The organism is Thiomicrospira sp. ALE5 (assembly GCF_900112445.1).
Taxonomy (GTDB): domain Bacteria; phylum Pseudomonadota; class Gammaproteobacteria; order Thiomicrospirales; family Thiomicrospiraceae; genus Thiomicrospira.
On the sequence record NZ_FOYY01000004.1, the window covers coordinates 286044 to 307299 of the forward strand.

Sequence of the window (21256 nt, forward strand, 5' to 3'; positions counted from 1 at the left end):
TAATTTCTAATAAATGCTTACTCAGGCAAACGTATGCCACCATCAATAACAAGCACTCTCGTATTTACATCTTGCTGAGATGCAGCTGAACCCTCTGTTAACTCATCAATAGTTTCTTCAGATGCATCAACCAACTCAACTCCACCCGAGGTTAAAGAGGCTGTCGCACCACCCGAACTGACTACTGAGAGACCTAATGAAATAGTCAATGGATTCTGGTTAAGTGGCGTCATTGTTCCCACGTTATTGTTATTGATGGCATCATTGATCGCTCGATTTAATTGCTGATCTTCAATGCTTGGTAATCCTGGATCAGGTAATCCAGGAACTGTTTCTGAACCACCGCCAGTTACTACTGCTGTGATCGTTAAATCTGCACCTTCATAGGTAATGTTATAATTAGGGTTATTCTCCTCATCAACAGTACCTTGACGAATAGCATATGATCCAGCAGATTCACCAAGATCACGTATCAAATTGCCAGACAAAGACTCTCCATTAACTAAACCACAGTCATCTGATAAATCGCCACAACCCGTGGTGTAGGTCAGTGTCGGATCGTGTTCACCCTGGAGTTTCTCTTGGGCATCAGCTGTGACTGTCACCGGCCGCGGCATGATCATAGCATCGGAGATCGTGACGCCCTCGCTAACCAGCATATAGTTACCCGCATCATCATCTTCTAACGCATAACCGTTAACCGTAACCAGCTTGTTAGTGCCGGCGTTCGGGTCGGCGTATCCGGTAACGGAACCGGAGCCAAGAGTAACCGTGTCACCAATAATAACGCCACCCAAGCTGACAAGTTTTGGCTCAACAAGGAATTGTTCCGTTCCGTCGTACACCTTGGTAATAGACTGTCCATCCGCACTCAGCTCAAGCATTAGCATCTTCTGCAAAATGTCAGCTTGGGCAGTGCCCGTCGATGTTATCAATGAATAGTTGCCAGCATCATCGCCATCGAGCGTAAAGCCATTGAAGGTTACGGTCTTACCAGTGCCTGCATTCCAGTTGTAGAAATTGGCGACAAAATCGATCGTCAGATCGTCACCACCAATCCTGTCGTCATCAAAACGACCCGTGGCCGTGGTCGAACGATCATACACTTTGTCATCAGCCTCAAAACCGGACAGCACTAGATCACGGGGCGTAATATCAGCCGTTAAGGATGACAGATTATAACTACCATCCAGCACATAGTTACTTGCTAAACCACTGCCATCTGCTAGATCACCTGTTAGCGTCACGGTCTTGCCAATACCAGCATTGCGGTCACTGAAGTTGGCCTCCAGGTTGAGTGTCTCGGTGCCGATCAAATTATCGAAGTTGGCTTCCACGAACGCAACGGTCGTGCCGTCATACACCTTATTGTAGGCGATCAGGCCTTGCACCTTGCCACTTGCATCGGTCACCAGCGAGATCTGGCGCGGATTGATGGTGGCGGTAAGCTCTGGCAGATCGACCGCGTAGTTCGACGCCAAGCCACCGTTCTCGCCATCCTCCAGCGTCAGGTCGGTAATGCTCACCGGCTTGTCGACACCGGCATTCGGATCGGCGAATTGGCCGGTATGACCATCGAAAGTCAGTGTTTCATTGCCGACCAGTCCGACCAGACTACCTCCATTCAGCGTAGCGTCAGTCGTGCCGTCGTACTCCCGGTTCTCAGCCGTCATGCCGCTAATGGTCAATATCCTTGGCGTAATGCTGGCCGTAGTGGTGCCCGTATCAGAACTTAGCACATAATTACCCGCAAACTGGCCAGACAAGCTTACATCTGTGATATCCACGGTCAGGTTGTCACCCACATTGGCCTGATTGAACGCTGCAGTGCGCAACACATCGACGGTTTCCCCTTCCGCCAAACCTTGCACCGTAACGTCGACCTGTGCGGCCGTAGTACCGTCGTATTGGCGATCAACGCCGGTGTAGATTAGTTGTAGGGCTGCGGCGAGGATATCCGCCGTAGTGGTCGCAATGTAGCCCTCCGGCAAGGTGTAATTGGACGCATCGAACCCACCGAAGGTGAAGCCGTCGATGGTTACCGTCTTATCGGTGCCGACATTGGTATCTTCAAACTGCCCGTTCGCTCCGGTCAGGGTCAGGTTGTCGCCATCCAGCATGCCTTCGATACTCGCATCACCGAGATTCAAGCTGGCGTTCGTGGTGCCATCGTAGCTTTTGTTGTTTGCAGTGATGCCCGTAATGCCGGTCAGCTCCTTGGGCGTGATGGTGACCTGATTGTTCGGGCCGCCGGTCAGGCGGTAGTTGCTGGCAAGGCCGCTGTCACCATCCTGTAGTTCCAGATCACCCAAGGACACCAGCGTGCGGTCACCCGCATTCTTGCTATCCAGCACGCCCGCGCCGCTCAGCCCCAGCGCTTCACCTTCCACCAGGTTACTGATGGTGAAGATCTCTGCCGCTGCACCGGTGGTCTGGTCGTACACGCGTTCGCCGATCAGTGCCACTACACGGGCATTGATGTCCGCCGTGGTCTCACTCGTCAGATCCTCGGTCAGTAGGTAGTTGCCGGCATCCTCACCACCGATCACGATGCCGGTGATATTCACAGTGATGTTGGTTCCCACGTTGGCGTCCTCGAACTCGCCCTGAGCGTCGCTCACCGTGAGGTTGTCGCCCTCGACTTTCCCGGTGAACGTGGCACCGCCGAAGTTCAGGGTCGCCAGCGTACTGCCGTCATACTGGCGGTTATCAGCCGTGATGCCGTCCACTGCGGTGATGGTCAGCGGCGTAATGTTAGCCGTCAGCCCCTGAGGCTGTATCAGCACATAGTTGTCAGCGTCTGCACCGCCCAGTGTAAAGCCGGTGACCGTGACGGGCTTGTCGTCGCCCACGTTTCGGTCGGCGAATTGGCCGACGCCTGTGCCCTCCACCGTCAATGCGTCACTGCCAAGCGCGGTCACACCCGCCGTGCCGGTCAGACCGGCCTCGGTGGTGCCATCGTAGGCTCGGCTCTCGGCTTCGATGCCGCTGACTTCCACTGCAAACGGAGTAAAGCTGGCCTCGTGGGTGCCATCGCTCAGGGTGTAGTTGCTGGCCAGACCGTTGGCACCGTCACCCAGGGCCAGATCGCCCCGCGCCACCGTTTGCGTGCCCGCACTGACGTCCTTGCTGTCAACCGTACCGCTACCGCTCAGGGTCAGCGCCTCGCCGTCGACCAGGTTATCCAGGCTGAAGATATCGGCCGCCACATCAGTAGTGGCATCGTAGGTACGGCTACCGATCAGGTTGATCACCCGCTGCAGGATCTCGGCCTGTGTGGTAGCCGAGGTGTCGAGCAGGGTGTAGTTGCCGGCATCGTCGCCACCCAGCGTAATCTCGCTAATGGCAATGTCGCGTATCCCGGCATTGGGATTGTCAAACACACCATTCGCGGATGCCACGGACACATCATCTTCACCGAGACGCCCATCAAAACTGACGCTTCCGAAATCGAGTGTCACATTGCCGGTGGTACCGTCGTACTGACGGTCCTCGGCCGTGATCCCGCCAACCGAAGTGATGCTGGCTGGAGTAACAGTGACATGGTGGTTCGCAACCCCGGCGTCAAGCTGGTAGTTGCCCGCCAGTCCCTCAGTAGCGTCGCCAAGGGCGAGAGTGCCCAGATCATCCAGCACTCTGGCGACCACATTACCCTCACCGTCTCGTGCCACATGGCGGTCGGCCAGGCTGCCGGCACCACTGAGGCCGAGCGATTCCCCAGCGATCAGGTTGTCGATACCGACCAGTGCACTGGCATCGACGGTGGTTCCCGCGTCATAAATCCGTTCGAAGTTCAGCGTGACGGTACGTGGGGTAATCGTGGCACTGGTGCTCGCGGTATCGTCGAGCAACACGTAGTTACCGGCATCAGCGCCACCCAGCTGGATTGCGGTAATGCTGACACCTTGCGCGATTACATCATTATTGCCGTCGCGTGCGACATCGGCGCTGTCAAACACACCCTCCGCTGCGGCGACAGTGAGCGCATCCCCATCGACCAGGCCGGTATTCGCCTCATCACCACTGACCGCACTGAAGTCCGCGGCATCGAACAACAGCGTGGCCGCAGTGGTCGCGTCGTACTCCCGATCCGCTGCAGCGATCCCGGTCACTGTCGCCAGCGCACGCGGAGTGATCATCGCTGTCAGATCACCCGGGGCTACCAGGTTGTAGTTGCCGGCATGGTCGCCGTCCAGAGTGAAACCATCCAGCGTAACGGCCTGGGAAATGACATTGCCGTCTTCATCACGGGCCACATGGCGATCGGCAAAACGGGCCGTACCATCCACCAGACTAACATTATCCCCGTCAAACTCAGCCACACTGCCTGTCCCCGACAGCGTCGCATCGGTGGTGCCGTCATAAACCCGGTTCTCAGCCGTCAGACCGGTGACTTCGAGCGTATACGGCGTGATGGTGACCTGATGACTGCCACCACTTAGGGTGTAGTTGCCCGCCAGGCCATTGACCACATCGGCCAACATCAGGCCGTCCACGTCAACCAAGTCCTTGGCGATGATGTTGCCTTCAGCATCACGCGCCACATGACGATCGGCCATCTGCGCCGAGCCCTCAAGGTCCAACGCTTCCCCATCGACCAGATTGCCAAGATCAAGCACGCCGGCATCGACTTCCAGGGTCGCGTCGTAGACACGGGTGCCGGTTATATCCAGCTCGCGCGGAGTGATCGTCGCCGTCGTGGTCGCAGTGTTAGCGCCTTCCGCCAGCACATAGTTGCCGGCATCATCGCCCGACAACGCAATGCCGGTAATGCCCACTTCCTGAGCAGCTACTTCGCCGACGCCATCACGCTGCACATTGGCATCCGCGAACACACCGCTCAGCTCGGCGGCACCCACATCAAGGCTATCGACCTCAAACCGTCCGACAAACTCGGCCCCGCTCGCATCCAGCGTCGCTGCAGTCGTACCGTCATACTGGCGATCATCAGCCGCAATGCCGGTCACGGCGGTGATGGTGGCCGGAGTCACCGTCAGGCTGTGCTCAGAGGCGTCAATTGCCAGCATATAGTTGCTGGCGAGACCATTTTCACCATCAACCAACGATAAACCACCGTTTTCTGAGTCACCAAGGCCGGTCAGCGCTTTGGCCACGATTTCACCGTTCTCCCGTGCCACATGGCGATCGGCCAACGTGCCGACGCCATTCAGCGTCAGGCCCTCGCCTTCGACCAGATTGGCAAACACAAGCTCTTCAAAATAGGCATTATCTGTGCCATCGTAAACGCGACTGCCGCTCAGGGTCAGCACGCGCTGGGTGATGTTTCCGCTAATCGAGTCGGTATCCGGGCTGAAGCTGTAGTTACCCGCATCTTCGCCCGATATCTCGAATCCGTTCACCGTGACACCGTGAGTGCCGACGTTCTTGTCTGTAAACTCGGCACTGTAGGTAAAGCTGACGTCATCCCCTTCGATCAGGTTGTCGGTGAAGCTCAACTGGGCATCGTGGGTCCCGTCGTACTGACGGCTGGCGACCCCCAGATCACCCAGTTCGATATCCAGCGGGCTGATGGTAGCGGTGAGGCCTTCCGGCAGGGTCAAGTTGTAGTTGCCGACCAGACCACCGGAGGTCGCATCGTCGCTCAACGCGACTTCGCTGATAGTGACGTCCTGGGCGATCACGTTGCCCTCGGCATCCCGCGCCACATTGCGGCTGGCAAAGTCACCTTCGATGGCATCGATCTGCAGGGCCTCGTCGCCCACCAGTCCGGCCAGGCTTTCGTCACTGAAGATGGCGGTGGTGGTGCCGTCGTAGGTCTTGTCATCCGCGGTAACCGACAGCGTGAGTTCTGCCGGGTTGATGGTCAGGGTGCTACCGTTAACCTCAATCGCATAGCCAAGATCTGAGCCCACCTCATCTAGCAGCTGATAGGCGATCACGTTGCCGTCAGCGTCGCGGCGAACGTTCTTGACGTCATCCTTGGCATCCAGCCCAGTCAGGTGTTCAACGTCGTCCCCCAGGACCAGACCATCGAAGCTGCTTGCATACTCGGCCGAATCGAAGCCCTTACCGTCATAGGTTTTGACGATATCGTCGCCACCGCCCGTAATCACCGGTTGCTCGCGGTATACCACAGCATAGCCGCTGCTAGGCAGAACCGCCGTGAAATTGGTATCGGTTTCGGTGCTGTTGTAACGGAAGCGGCCACTACCCCACACCACCAGGCCATCAGCCGCACCTTCACCGGTCTCGACCAGGCCTGTGCTACCCGCAATCGAGCCGGTGTAGAAGATCATTCTCGCCTCATTCGCGAGGGTGATCTCCGTGCCTTCAGCAATCACGATGTTGCCACCGGCAGTATCTCCCGCCTCGGCATTGCGACCCGCGGAGAAGACCAGATCCTTGTCCTCGGCATCGACCGCGTCAATCGTGCCGCTCAGAGTCAGATTACCGTCAAGGGTAGCAATATCGCCATCGCCGGCGATGTTCAGACCCGCCAGGGTGAGCGGACCGTTATTGACAAACGTGAAGTCCCCCAGCGCATGAGTCGGACTGGTGGCATCCAGGATGCCGACGTTATGACCAGTACCCGTGGAGCCCCGACCCAGATCGTAATCCACATCCGCCGCCTGCGAATCCAGCACCAGCGTCTGGGCGGTGATCAAACCTTCGCCGTCATCGTCAGATACGCTGTTGTGCGCAGCGATGGTCACGCTATGGGTACCGGCGTTGAGGTGGCCTTGCAGGTTCACATCGCCAAACCCGTCCAGGGTCAAATCTCCGCTGGCGATTACGGAGCGCAGATCCAGCTTGCCCTGCCCGTTCGAGGTCAGCGTTCGGTCACCCACTGTCACCAGAGTGGTACCCGAACCGAAGCTCATATCAGTTTCGACGGTGGCATCGTCGGAGAGGCGCAATTGCCCACCCGCGCCATCAAAGCTCAGGCTCTTCACATCCAGGGCATCGGTCACGCTGATCCGGCCGCTGCTCTGGAACTGCAGGTCGGTCTCTGGATTCGGGTCGATCGTGCCCGCCAGCAGCAATTCGCCACTGCTCTGGCTGATCAGCACCTCGCCATCACCCAGGGCGATGTTGCCACTGAGCGTGTTGTTCCCCTCTAGGTTGTTCAACGCACCCTGCCCATCGGCACCGGTACCATTCAGCTTCAGGTCTCGGGACAGATTGATTCCGCCCTGCAGGCCGAGAGATGCACCCTCCTGAACCTCTACCTCATCCTCACTATCGCCCAGCGCATTGGCGTGGCCTGCCACCAGCATTCCACCATTCAGATTGAGCGGGCCAGTAAAGGTGTTGTTGCCGCTCAGCACCACGGTGCCAGGACCCGCTTGGGTGAACTCGCCAGAGCCGCTGATCGAACCCGGCACACTCGTGCTGCCCCCCTCGCCCAAGTTGAACACCAGTGCGCCGTCATTGACGATCGGGCCACTGCCCAGGCTACCGGTGGTATTGGTGCCATCGCCCACCTGCAGGGTGCCGGACTGGATGGTGGTGCCGCCGTCGTAGTCGTTGTCAGCCGTGAGGATCAGCGTGCTGTTGTTATCGCCGCTGATCGTCAGGGTGCCACCCTCACTCGACAGCGGGCTCGCCCAGGTGATCTCCTGACCATTCAGGTCCAGGTTGTACTGCTGATTCGGGCCAGTGCTGAAGCGGTCGGAATAATCCTCACTGTTGTGCTCGGTGTGCTTGAGCCAGCCGCCGTTCATATCCAGCGTGCCTTTGGAACCCAGAGCACCCTCAGAACCCAGGGTCAGCACACCGTCGTTCAACTGCGTACCGCCGGTGAATGTGTTGGTACCACTCAGCGTCAAATCGCCGTAGTTGATGATGCCGCCGGTACCGTAGATATCACCAGCGAAGTTGCCACCCTCCTCCAAGGACAACCACATGGGATCTCCCATCAAGCCAAGCTGAGTGTCCGACTCACCATTCAAGGTTCCCAGAACACTGTCACCCCCTAATTCGAGATGGGCATTGTTGGTCATCGTTACCGTACCACCGCTACCCAATATGCGGTCAAGGAATACCGTGTCACGTGGAGTGCCATCATCATCGCCGTTAAAGGTAATCGTGACGCCCTCAGGTATCACAACTTCTCCGACATTTGCGCCGGTCGGTACAGTGCCCGTGGTCGTACCGCCTGTTGGGCCCCAATTTTCCGGGTCGAACCAGTCGCCTGAATCGCCACCCTCCCAAGTCGCGCTTTGCAACTGTTCAATACTGAGCGTGCCATCATCGTACGCCACCAAATAGCCAAGGCCGTTGGTCAACCCTTCCAGTTCAATGGCGTAATCGCCAACATCCACGGCACCAAACGCTTCACCACCCTCTTTGACCGCCACCTCCTCATTAAAGTCACTGGGCATATCCCCGTTGCGCAGATCCGACCAATCAATGCTGTAGGCACCACTGTCGCTGGCATCGAAAGGATTATTGTCGTAGGTCTTGGTCACATCTTGGCCCGTGACGGTGACTACGGGTGCTTCGCGATAGATGGCATAAAGACCCGTGCCCGCTCCTTCGCCTTCACTTAGCGTCAGGTCAAAGTTATGTTCATCGATGGTACTGTTATAGCGGAAACGCCTGCTCGCCCAGGGGATCAGACCGTCGCCGGCATTGTCGGCGGTCTCAGCCACACCGATGCTGTCGTTGATACTGCCGGTGTAAATCGTCACACGACCATTCGGATCAAGGTTAAAGCTACCATTTCCCGAAATGATGACGTTACCACCGGTCGCATCGCCTGCCAAATAGCCACCACCGGCAATCAAGGTAACATCGTCACCATCAGCACTCGGATTGCCCAAAATCTGGATAGGATTCGCAACCGTGAGATCCCCCTCCAGCGTTTCGATGCGAATGGTCCCACCAGAAGCCCGCACCCCTATGCCTTGCGTACCAGGAGCAACCCCTACACTTAGCGCTTCAGCATTTACCAGATCCAAACTTCTCATCGTGCCCGCCAGTACACCGATGCGGTTTTCCGAGTTGGTCAGCTCCACATCTCCCAGTAGACGAAGCACCAGCTCATCCGCCAACACGGCATCGGAGATATTCAAATCCCAACCGAAGTTAGGATTCGTCCCTCTTTCCTCAATAGATAGACGATGTCCGGTCACATCTAGTTCACCATCTAGTACAAACTCAGTCGCGACTAGGTCAAGATCACCGTGAGCCTTAACCGATCCTAGCGTGATACGCGCATTCCCAAGTAAGCCAGTAATAAACAACGACAGGTCATTTAGTGTCACAAGATGACCCACTAGATTAATCTGTCCTTGATTGCCACTATTGTCTGTGAAAATGTCCGCCAGCAATTCAAGGGTGCTTTCTGGCGAACTGGACAGATTGAGAAGAGTCAGTGGATCAGGGCCCAAACGAACCGTACCTGAACCAGTGATGGCGAGCCCTCGCCTGTCTCCATCTGGACGAGTATCCATTTCACCCGTCAATACCAGCCGCCCGTCGGCAGAGCCGATACTCGCATCCGTTTCCAGTGAGACAACACCTCCCACGCTGTTTTCACCATCGACGTTCCACAGCGCAGCCGTGCCCGTCACGCCGCCGCCATTCAGGTTGATCGAATTGGCAATATCAATACCGCCGGAGAGCCCCAGGGTCGCGCCGGATGCTACGTCCACCGCCCCTGTGCCGAGCGCATTGCTATGCGCAGCCACCAGGCTACCGCCATCTACCGTCGTTCCACCGCTGTAGCTGTTGCTACCTGACAAGCGCAGGCTTGCCTCCGGAGCCCCCTCCATCTCAAAAGCGCCGCTGCCGGTGATGCTGGACGCGAGTTCCCCGCCGGTTTCATAGCGGAGGGTGGTGCCCGATTTAAGCTCGATGCTCTCCGTCGCCAGTGCGCCGGCACCGCTTACAATCAGGCGGCCTGACTCGACTACAGTAGCACCACCAAAGGTGTTGGCTCCTGTCAGGTACAGGTCGCCACCACCCAACGTGGTCAGCGTACCGCCCGTACTGGTCAGGGCCGTAGCCCAGGTGACGTTTTCACCATTGGTGTCGATGCGGTACTGCTGATTGGCTGCGGTGCTGAAACGGTCAGAGTAATCCATTGTATTGTTCTCAGTATGCTGCAGCGTGCCACCGGCAAAATCGATCGTACCAGTGGTGCTCAGTGCGCCGGTCGAACCCAGCGTGAGCACACCATCGACCAACTGCACTCCGCCAGTGAAGGTGTTGTTGCCAGCGAAATGCTGATCGGCCTCGATGCGAATGCCGCCCGATCCCGCGATCACCCCGGAGAAAATGCCCGGGTTGTTTGTATCCAGTGTCAGCCAACCATCCTTTTGCTCCAAGGTACCATCAATGCCGCCAAGCCAGCCGAGGACACTGCTATTCGCGATCTGGAGGTGGCCGTTATTGCTGATATCCAAGCCAACACCGCTGGCCTGCAGGGTGTCGATTTGAACAATACCATCCTCGGCATTTCCCGATGTCTGGTTTGGGTCAAAGCTTACTTCTGCACCTGTTGGAATCACTGCATTCGCTACGTTTGCCAGATCGGGCACCACACCAGTCTGGCTCAAGTCGCCGGTGACCGCCCAGTTCTCGGGATCGAACCACTGATTGCTACTACCACCGACCCAGGTCGCGCTGGGCAGACGGAGGATATCGACCCGGTACTCGCCACCCTCGAAGGTATAGTTACTCGCCAGACCACCATTCTCGCCATCTGCCAGGCTCAGGCCAGTCGCCGTGAGAACCTTGGCTTCTCCAACATTCTTATCCGCAACTGTTCCAGAGCCGGTGAAGTTCAGCGCCTGGTCTCCGACTAGCCGAGTCAGCTTCAGCACCTCATGACTCACCTCTGTGGTGCCATCGTATAGGCGCGAGCCGCTCAGGCCGAGCACGCGCGGGTCGATATTCAATTTTCCGGTCAGGGTCCCCCCAGCAGGCATGGTGTAGCCGAGATCAGACTCCAGATCGTTCACCGTGATGACATAGTCGCCCGCGTTGATCGCCTCGCCACCCGTCAGTACACCCTCAACACCGTTGGTCAACTGAAAGGTTGGCGTGCCGGAAAACTCATCACCATGCTCCAGCAGCTCCGCCAGACTATCCAGAAGCGACTGCCCCCCATCGTAGGCCTCGCCGTCGTACTCTTTGCTTGGCTCTGGCGGCGTGTTGATGAGAATTTCCTCGCGGTACACCGCGTAGAGACCTGTCTCCAGTGCAGCCGTCGTGGTGTCGAAATTACTGGTTGTCTCATCGCTGTTGTAGCGGAAGCGCCGCTCACCCCAGCGCAACAGACCGTCATTGGCATCCTGTGCTGAGTCGGCAACACGCGTACTGCCATCAATGGAACCGGTGTACAGCACACCGCGGCCGCCCGAACCGACGCTGATGTTCACGCTGCTTCCAAGCTTGATATCACCGCCGGCGCTGGTACCGGCAGCCGCTTGTCTGCCTGCGATCAACACCAAGGCACTGTTTTCTGCCGGATTGCCCTCACCAGCAAGGGTACTGCTGGTGCTCAAGTTGGCATTCACATTCAGGTCACCCAGCCCGGTTGCACCAGAGGCGAGACGCACCGGACCGGTTGCGCTGATCGCGCTGTTGACCGTCAAACTGCCCGCGGAATCCACCCACAAATTGCCCGCAGAAGACGCACCCAGCACGGTATTACCGGAAGCCCACCAGGTGACATCGCTGTTATTCTGCACACGCACTTCACCCATGCCAATGCGTGATGTGTCGCTGCCTAACAGGAATTGACCACCGCCCGCCAGGTTAAAACCTGCACCTTGAATAGTCGTTCCAGTCACCGCCAGGGTGCGGCTGGGCTCTGCTCCGAGCGTGGCACGCGCACCGCTGGATAAGCGCAGGTTACCCAAGGTCAGAACACCACTGCCCGCATTGGTCAAGGTGCTGTTATTGTTGGCAATGATCTGATTGGCAATCGATCGATTGTCTGAAACATTGAAGCGAAGTGTGGCGCTATTGGTCACGGCGCCTGACCCAAGCGAGCCCGACGTGCCGTCATCCCCGACCTGCAGCGTCCCTGCGTTGATGGTCGTGGTGCCCGTATAGGTGTTGTCGCCCGTCAGGGTGAGCGTTCCACCGCCTTGCTTGGTCAGGTTGCCAGAGCCGGAGATGACCTGACCCAAAGCCAGATTGTTTGAGCGATTGACGATGAGGTTGCCGTTATTCGTGATCGCGCTCGACGAAGACAGCGAACCACTATTACCTCCACTACCCAATTGCAGCGTGGCACCGCTGGCGATCGTGGTCGTACCCGTGTAGGTGTTGTTTCCGGTCAAGATCGTCGTGCCCGTGCCTTCACGAGTGAATGCGAGTTGGCCATCGCCATCCTGAATCACACCAGAGAATGTGGCCGTATTGCTACCACCCACTGTCAGGGTTTTGAGTCCATTTATCTCCGTAGTAATCGTGCCAGCACCCGTAATCGAATCAACCTGAACCGCGTCACTCTCAATGTTCCACAAGGCACCAGAATCAACATTCACGCTAAGCTGATTGTGCAAATCAGCTCCCGGAGCCAGTGACAGCTTACCGGAATTGATATTCAATGTACCCGAATGGGTATTCGTACCTCGGAGCACAAGCGTGCCGCTACCTGTTTTATTGAGGGTTCCGCCGTTTGAGATTGCGCCCTGAATATCCACTGTTCCAGACGGGGTATCCAGTGTCCCTGAATTTGATACATTGATATTGGCCCAAACACTTGCACCATCTTCGAGCCTCAAGGTACCGCTTGTTGTGGCATCCCCGAGATCGATATTGGCCATTCTTCCGGATTCTGCGATTTCGCCAACAACAGATAATGTGGCACCATCTCTGATGCGGATTCGACCCTGTCTATTGCTACCTTGGAGCGGACCGAAACCAAGGTTCGACCAATTATCAAGTGTAATCGTTCCTGTACCACCGGAAATTTCTAAAACAGCGTCTGTATTATCCCAGGTGGTAATTCTGCCACGATAAGTGTAGTTTGAATTACCCGGATTTATTATCAGGGTATTGCCGTCGGTTAGACTGGCCAGACTCATTTCAGTTTGGGGGTTGCTAAGTGCACCATTGCGTAACTCAATGGTGCCCGCGACGCTGCTTGTCATTTCTAACTGTGAATTATTACTCGTGCCATACAGTTGCACGCCCGAACCATCGAAGACTTGGGTGCCCGTGCCCTGCCGGATGATTTGTGCACCGCCATTAAAGGTACCGCTAAAAACGCGCTCCCCCGTTGAGTGCCATATATCACCTAGCCACAGATCGGTATCATTGGCCATAGTGACAGTGCCACTGCCTTCTAATGAACCAATACGCGCGCGGTCGTTAGCCAATAGCTCAGCGTCGCTCCAGAGCGAAACGTTTGCACCCGAGAGGTTCCAATTTCTAACCTCGAAGGTACCTTGTCGAACTTCGATATTGACCCTTCCCTGGGTTCCGCTTGCAAGTCCACTTTGATCTTCCATAAAAAGAACCGAGCCGAAACCATTCTGATTTACAATGACATTCGCAGGTGAAGTGCCGGAATCCGGCCCCCGGATTTGCATGTCGCGAAATAGAGACGGAAGTTCCCCGTTTGAGTCCATATACAGGGTTGCGCCGGATGACATCCTCAATGTAGGGTCGATGAGACCCGCTGTAAGTTGCCCTACCACCCGCATACTCCCTGTAGTCAAATAGATATCACCTTGGCCGAAAAGTCGCCTGATTCCTCCTTGTTCGGGCAAAGTAAATTGGGCGTTACTAAGTCCCGAAAATCGAACTTCGTCACCTTGCCCTACGTTAATACTGCCATAAAAGGAAGTATTTTGATTGCGCCGCCACCAGACCGTGGCCTTGCTAGCACCTTCAGATCTAACTGCACGTAATTGGACTCTATTTCCGTTATCCTCGAGGTCCAGTAAGGTCCCTCCTTCGTAGGCCAGCACACCACTGACAGATTCTAGCCCGCCTACCGAGTTATTTGAGTTACCTAAGCGAATAGCGCCATCACCCGACTTACGTACCGTGCCTGGTCCATTAACCAAAAGATTACTTAGCTCTCCTAAATCCGCTAAAATAGGGGAACCATTTGAGCTGTAGGATTCTTTTTCATTGCTCAAACGAAAATCAACGACTGAATCAGCGTTTTCCAGAATGACTTCTGCATTCCCGGTATTGCCTGACCAAGACTGATCACCCGCTATAGTAGAAAAGGAAACACCGCTATCCAGAATAACACCACCTTCGTTTTTGGTGCCCGCATTCAAAATCAGTTCCCCAGCGACATTGAATGTGCCACCCAGATAAATAGTGTGTGCAGCTCGAAATTCCAGTGTTCTGTGGCTCGGAACGTTAATAGCCTCCTGATTGCTGATATAAATGTGCCCATTCCCTGGATTATCCATATAGGAAGAATTATCGGTAAGAATGATCAAGTCGTTATTTTGGAGCGAAGTATTGATAAAGGACTTTCTGATATATGGAGTCCAAGAAGAGTCTTGCGAATTCGCACTCCAAAAACTTCCGCTTCGGTCAACTCTTGAAGACTGATTATCTCCAAAGTCGTCCGAGACAATATTAAGATCCGGTGGATCGAGTAACCAGACACCCACATCGCCATTTGGAGCATAAGTGGACACTGCGGCATAGTTGATATCTAGGTATTTGCCGGAAGTCTCGATCTGACCACCGTGGCCGCTTTCAGGGCCACCTTTGGCATATAGCGTACCGTCCACAATGGTTTGAGATTCGGGGTGATCAATATCACTCCAAACCACCACCGTGCCGCCGTCGCCATTCTCGGTCGCACTCGCATCAAGTACCGCATCGGGACCGACATAGGCACGGCGCGCTTCGGACACAGCGTCGGGGTCATCGAACACCCGGCGCTCAACATTCTCCCCGCCCTGCCAGTCGCCGCCGACTAATACCGCACCACCGCCATGGGCGCCGCTAGCATTCAAGTGTGCATCGCCATCAACCATGACAGTATCTGCCGTGGCTATGATCTTGCCGCCCTCACCCTGCTCCGGGGCACTTACATTCATCGTGCCACTAATATTCATTTCGCCAGCATCGGCATCGCCGATAAGCCAAATTTCACCGTTTTTGCCACTGGCAAGCGTTTGCGCTTCAGTCACACCGGTGTGGTTAATTACACTACTGGTTAGATCACCTGCCGCTTTCGCGGTTAACAAGATCAACCCACCGTCAGCGCGTATAGCACCACCTTGTTCGATATAGGTTTCTAACGTCGACTCTTCTACTTCTATCTTAACTGGGCCACCAAGATCCAGCATGACACGACTACCCGCACCCATCAGGACTGAGCCCTCGTTGGCTGTGATCGAGCCAGTATTGATAATTTCAGCGGCAATCATGGCAACATAGCCACCATCAGCCGCTTTAATATTACCCTTATTGATAACGGCATTGGTGCTTTCACCACTAAAGGTGAAATTTCCATTCATAAAGTCGTCGGTAGAAATATCCAAAGTAGATGCGACCAATGCACCCACATCTACTTGTGCGGTGGAGCTGAACAACACACCGTTGGGGTTCACTAGAAAGACTTGACCATTAGAGGTCAGCGCACCGCGAATATTGGAAACTTGATCACCTGTGACGCGATTTAGAGCAGCAGATGAAGCACTAGGTTGAACAAATTCAACACGGTTACCTTTACCAATTGAGAAGCTCTGCCAATCGATTGCCGCTTTGTCAGAAGTTTGATGAATGGTCATATTTTGACCTGATGAAGAGATCGATGCCGCACCACCCACAACTTGACCACCCGTGGGCAATTCAGATGCCATTAACTGCGAACTCACCAGAATAAGACTACCAACTACCACTGAAGCTGGGCGTGCTAAGCGTTTCGTTTTTTGCTTGCTTCGATTCGGACCAATCTCACTAGCAACTTGCCAAACGCCTTTCACTGCATTCCAAACGGTACGGTATATTTTATTCATAGTAGTATCTCTTATAGATGCGAGTCTAAATATAATGTTTGCGTGTAAGACAACAAACTTAATTCTTTATTAGCTTGAAGCGACCTTTCAGTACACACAGTTGTATATATTCAAGATTAACAAAAGATGTTTTATTCATTTCTGATAATTTCTGACAAAAATAAACTTTATTCTCGCCTGAATCTCTATTACTGTAAAAGCATTAAAGAAACAATGCTTACAAAAAATACATTTACTTCGTACCTGGGAAGGTTAGATTAAACTAAAGGGTATGGTGGTCGATTTGCACCAGGTTGTGTATTGAATCGAGGAACAGTCGGCATAATATTAAATAACGCTTTTGGCGAAGTTAGGATGAATCAACTTATGGGCTTTTGAAAAGTTCCATTTTCCTTCACAAATCGCACTGAAGATTAAAATTAATTAAAAGATTTTTAAAAAATCTTCCATTGCAAGTGTCCCTATAAAGCGAAGATTACTCTAATACCTTAACACAATGCCAATTATGCTATACCTGCCAAACATAACCTAAGCCATGAACGGTTTCTAATGGTAAGGCATGTTGAGCCGCTGCATCGACTTTGCTCCGAATACGATAGATTGCCGAGTCAAGGGCTTTGGGATCATAAGCATCGTAATTTTTATTTAATGCATTGATTAACATCTCTTTCGATACTAGGCTACCAGCATGGTCAATTAACAGCGCGACCATAATTGCTTCTCGTGCTGTCAAGGTGATCTGAATGCCCGCAGGACAAATCAGTTGACTACTTACCAAAGACCACTTCATCTGTGCTGACAGGTTTTCATCTGTGGCATGACTTTGCTTAGTGCGTTCATAGTGCTCTAAAATCGCTAACAATTCATCTAGATCAACTGGCTTAGGCAGGTAGTAATCGACATCCTTTTTAAACCCAGCAACCCGATCCTTAACACGACCCAACGCACTCATAATGAGCAGCAGGCCTGCATGATGATCTTTAATTTCATTGACCACCTCAAGTGCGTCGCCATCGGGCAATAAACGGTCAAATAACACCGCATCGAAGGATTGCTCCTTAATCAATGCTAAACTATCTTTAATTTCGAACGAAATTTGCACAGCATAGCCGCGTTTAATTAAAAACCGTTGCAGCTGGTAAGCCAAATCTTCTTCATCTTCAATAAGCAATAGTGTTAATTTTGAGGCGGGCGAATCTTGCAACTTCATTCTCTCCTAACGTTTTCGCGTCTGTTTGCAATAAGCATGGGGTTAGTGTTATTTAGCCTAGCCACTTTGCTGCGAGCTGATGGCTTCCAGTGTCATCCTTACCAGAGCCTGCCTCATGATAGCACGATATTTTTTGATACTTCAGCTGCGCTAGACTTTGACGACATTCTAACCATTCAATTTACCGAACCTTATCAAGCTGAGGCGCTGGGTTTAACCCGGGATGCCGTCTGGATAAAAACCGTCTTTAATCCCAAGCAGGCCTGCTTAACACCAAGCTGGAATTTGCAATTTGGGAATCCGTACTTGGATTACATTGATGTGTATATTTTACAAAATAATAGATTACTAGCGCATTATGAACTGGGTGACCGACGTAGCCGACCTGCTGACCTGTCCCCGCAACGATTACCTGCCGTTCCCTTAAGCCCTTATTTGGATACAGACACCGCAGATGAGCTCGTCATTTTTGCTCGCCTAGCGTCGCAAAACTCGATCTCGACCGATATGGTTTTTATCACTCAGGCTCAGATACAGGCAAAAGATGCACCGATTATCATCGTATCGGCATTCATAGCAGCGTCTTTGCTATTAATCATTCTGTTCAGTGTCATCTTATTTTTTGTCACTCGGCATATTGCAGCGCTGTATTTTATTATTTTGGTAAGTAGCTACAGCTTTGTATTGGCAACCATTTATGGTTGGATGCACTATATTAATTTGCCAAGTGATCCTTGGGTCGTTATTGTCCAGCCCATTATCATCTTGAGTTTTATATTACTGTCAAATGCCCTGCTTAATATCCAACCCAACTACCCCCGCATCTATCTAGCATTGCTGGTTATCGGTTTAGGCTTAATTTTTCTAACTGTAACCGGCGCAATATTTGATGACTTGCAAACGCCACTCAGATTTGTACATAGCTTAGCTATTGTCTCGCTGCTGACTATTCTCGTTTTAAGTCTATTAATGGTTCGACAAAATTTAATCGCACGCTTTTATTTTGCGATGTTTGGCATTATGGTCATCGCGATTGTGATACGAATTTTAGCGATTTATGGCCTCGTTCCCGCCAATTTTGTGATGGCTAACCTATTTGCTTTTGCAATAGCATTTCAATTGATAGTCTTGTTTTTTATCATGCTGGGTTATTACTACCGAAACTTTATTAAGCTTCAAACTGAATTACAACAATTACAACTTGAACAAGAGCTGGTGAGCCAACGCAAATTGTTTTTGCGCCTGCTTTCTCATGAGTTTATGACCCCTTTAGCCATTGGTAGCGCAGCCGGTCGCAATTTAGCAGACGATCTTGATGACTTAGCTAAACAAAATGTGGCACCTCATATCGTTCGTCAAATGCAACAAGACTTACACACTCAGCAACGTGCTCGTCAACGCCTACAGGACTTGGTCAATCAATGCTTAGAGGCTGACTATGAGGTGAATCGTTTTGAAGAAGGTTACACAACACTGGCTCAATTTAGCCGAATCTTTTATCAGAGTCTTAATAAAATTGACCAACGGCCACGTATTATTGTGGAATGGGATTTTGAACCGGAGTCGCTTTCAGAACAACATAGCACACTAAAGATTAAAGGCGATGCCGAACCGCTGGTGATGGCGCTGAATATGGTGGTCAACAACGCCTTAAAATATTCCAAACCGGATCAAAACGTTATCATCACTGTTTCACTTGATAAGGCGCAACTGATCATAGCGGTGCGCGACTTTGGTATTGGTTTTGATCAAGATAATGAGATCACTCAAGCTTTCAAACGCGGGCGTAATACTCAGAGTACGTCGGGATTAGGACTAGGTTTATTTATTAGCCAGGAAATTTTGCAACGCTATCATGGCAAGCTCACGATCGAACCGCAACAGCCTGGCAGTTTAGTGAGTCTGAGCATTCCATTAGATAGCAAGTAGGTAGATTTGATATACTATTCGATTTTTAAAGACTCCTAACTATGCCACAAGACTATCGTGTACCGCATCTGACCACGGCACTGACCGGCCCGTTACTTGAATTAGAAGCCCACTTGCTTAATCACTCTCATGCGATAGAAGCTTGGTTTAGGCAAGAGTTTCGCGATACGCCGGCGCCTTTTTACGCATCGGTAGATTTGCGCAATGCCGGTTATAAGTTGGCGCCGGTCGATACCAACCTATTCCCGGCAGGCTTTAATAATCTGCATCCAGACTTACGCCCTTTGGCGGTACAAGCGGCACAACACGCGATTACCCAGGCCTGCCCTGTCACTGATGGCGTGCTGATTATCCCAGAAAACCACACTCGAAATACATTCTATCTTGAAAACCTTTTTACGCTGAAAGAAATCATTGAAAGCGCTGGCTATGAGGTGCGCATTGGCTCGATTAACCCTGAAATCACTGAAGAACAGACCATAGACCTGCCTTCGGGTAATCGCTTAGTGTTAGAACCCTTAGCGCGTGAAGGTAATCGCGTTGGTGTGGCGGGATTTTTTCCTTGCGCGGTGTTGTTGAATAATGACTTATCTGCGGGCCGCCCCGCTATTTTAGAAGGCATTGAGCAGGTACTCATGCCGCCACTTGATTTGGGCTGGTCGAGCCGTTACAAAACGCACCATTTTCAGCACTATGCCACGGTAGCTAAACGCCTAGCTGAATTAGTTGATATTGACCCTTGGTTAATAACGCCCGAATCCGTGCAATGCGGCGAAGTGGATTTTAAAAATCCGGCCAGCTTGGAACGCTTAGCCACAAAAGTGAACGAGGTCTTAGCCAAAACCGGTGATTATTACCACGAGCACGATATTGACTGTAAGCCGTTTGTGATTGTTAAATCCGATAGCGGTACCTATGGCATGGCCATCATGTCAGTGCAATCAGCGGATGATATTCTCAAACTCAATCGAAAACAGCGCAATAAGATGAGTTTTGCGAAAGAAGGGTTATCGGTAGATAAAATGCTGGTACAAGAGGGTGTTTATACTTTTGAAACCCTAGATAAAGCGGTTGCTGAGCCGGTAGTCTATATGATTCATAACCATGTCATCGGGGGCTTTTACCGCATTCATACCGGCAAAACCGCAACAGATAACCTGAACTCACCGGGGATGCATTTTGAACCTATGTCGTTTCAACAGTCTGGCGTGCTACCCGATCAAAACCAAGAACCGGATGCCGAACCTAATCGCTTTTATGCCTACGGTGTCGTCGCGCGTCTAGCCTTGCTAGCTGCCGCGTATGAAATAAAGTATTCCAAATCCACTAAACCAGGCTAGCTGTTAATCAAATCAACGAGCCTGTTCGTCTTGCTGGCAATTCAGTTCAGCCAGTAAGGCGGTATTCCAGAGTACAATCCACCATAGCAAATAAAGCCACAACAAAAATAATGGTAAGGCGGCGAGCGCACCGTAGACCAAATCGTAGGTTGGAAAAGACTGGATAAACCAAGCAAACCCCCGCTTCAGCAACTCAAACTGGATACTGGCCATAATCGCGACTAGGCCTGCTTGCTGCCAGGAAATAAAAGCGGTTGGTACCCATTTGAATACCATAAAGAACACCACAAACCCGACAATCAGCGGTACCAGTTTTAACCACTCCAGCATTTGAATGGGTTCGTAATCGTTCAACTCTTGCCAAATGGGATAAGCCATTAAACTACTGCTCGCAAACAAACCTGCCCCAAGCAAAATAGGGCCTAATAGGCTAATAGCGAGATATTTACTGATAACCCACCACCAGGATCGTTGGCGTCGCACCTGCCAAAAGCTATTTACTTTTTGATCAATATGCCAAAGCAATAACAGCGTCGTCATCCACATAGCTAGTAGGCCTGGTAAAGCAAGGCGACTAGCTTGTTGCGCAAAGTTATTTAGAGACTGGGCAACAACCGGCTGAGAGTCGGGAATAAAGTGGGTAAACACCATATCCAACACCAGATTTTGTAATGGCTCGAATAATGGCGACATCGAAAAAATGCTGATCATAATGGCCAACATTGGCACCAAACTGACCAGCGACACATAAGCGAGTGACGACACCAAGTCGCCACCCTTGCAAGACACAAATCGTTTGCTGCTAGCAAATAACAGTCCTAGTCCCGGAAGTCTAGCCAGCTTAGTCATCATTG

At 52.5% G+C, this 21256-nt stretch carries 5 protein-coding genes and 1 pseudogene; 2 read left to right on the plus strand and 4 right to left on the minus strand.

What is annotated here, in order from left to right:
- Positions 1-17: 17 nt before the first annotated feature.
- From BM293_RS08215 to BM293_RS08220, 3 genes and pseudogenes are all read right to left on the minus strand, one after another.
- The gene (locus BM293_RS08215; protein WP_234968948.1) at positions 18-15767 is read right to left on the minus strand and encodes a YDG domain-containing protein; all 15750 of its coding nucleotides are present in this window, start codon (positions 15765-15767) and stop codon (positions 18-20) included.
- A 36-nt stretch (positions 15768-15803) separates the two neighbouring features.
- Positions 15804-15923: pseudogene (locus tag BM293_RS10465) on the minus strand (ESPR domain-containing protein); the annotation flags it as partial.
- Positions 15924-16431: 508 nt separating this feature from the next.
- Complete coding sequence (locus BM293_RS08220) at positions 16432-17133, minus strand: response regulator transcription factor (RefSeq protein WP_234968949.1); 702 nt, start codon at positions 17131-17133, stop codon at positions 16432-16434.
- A gap of 36 nt (positions 17134-17169) precedes the next feature.
- Between BM293_RS08220 and BM293_RS08225 the strand changes: the two genes are divergently transcribed.
- A complete protein-coding gene (locus BM293_RS08225) occupies positions 17170-19062 on the plus strand; it encodes a sensor histidine kinase (RefSeq protein ID WP_093448316.1) in 1893 nt (630 codons plus the stop codon).
- A gap of 41 nt (positions 19063-19103) precedes the next feature.
- A complete protein-coding gene (gene gshA / locus BM293_RS08230; protein WP_093448318.1) occupies positions 19104-20402 on the plus strand; it encodes a glutamate--cysteine ligase in 1299 nt (432 codons plus the stop codon).
- A gap of 12 nt (positions 20403-20414) precedes the next feature.
- Here the strand turns inward: gshA and BM293_RS08235 are convergent, their stop codons facing one another.
- Positions 20415-21254 (minus strand): YihY family inner membrane protein, encoded by an 840-nt coding sequence (locus BM293_RS08235; RefSeq protein ID WP_234968950.1) that lies wholly within the window; start codon positions 21252-21254, stop codon positions 20415-20417.
- Positions 21255-21256: the final 2 nt, after the last annotated feature.

Excerpts from the sequence above, each read along its gene's own strand:
- gshA (WP_093448318.1), top strand. The coding sequence starts at position 19,104 with ATGCCACAAGACTATCGTGTACCGCATCTGACCACGGCACTGACCGGC.
- BM293_RS08235 (WP_234968950.1), bottom strand. The coding sequence starts at position 21,254 with ATGATGACTAAGCTGGCTAGACTTCCGGGACTAGGACTGTTATTTGCT.
- BM293_RS08225 (WP_093448316.1), top strand. The coding sequence starts at position 17,170 with ATGGGGTTAGTGTTATTTAGCCTAGCCACTTTGCTGCGAGCTGATGGC.
- BM293_RS08215 (WP_234968948.1), bottom strand. The coding sequence starts at position 15,767 with ATGGCATCTGAATTGCCCACGGGTGGTCAAGTTGTGGGTGGTGCGGCA.
- BM293_RS08220 (WP_234968949.1), bottom strand. The coding sequence starts at position 17,133 with ATGAAGTTGCAAGATTCGCCCGCCTCAAAATTAACACTATTGCTTATT.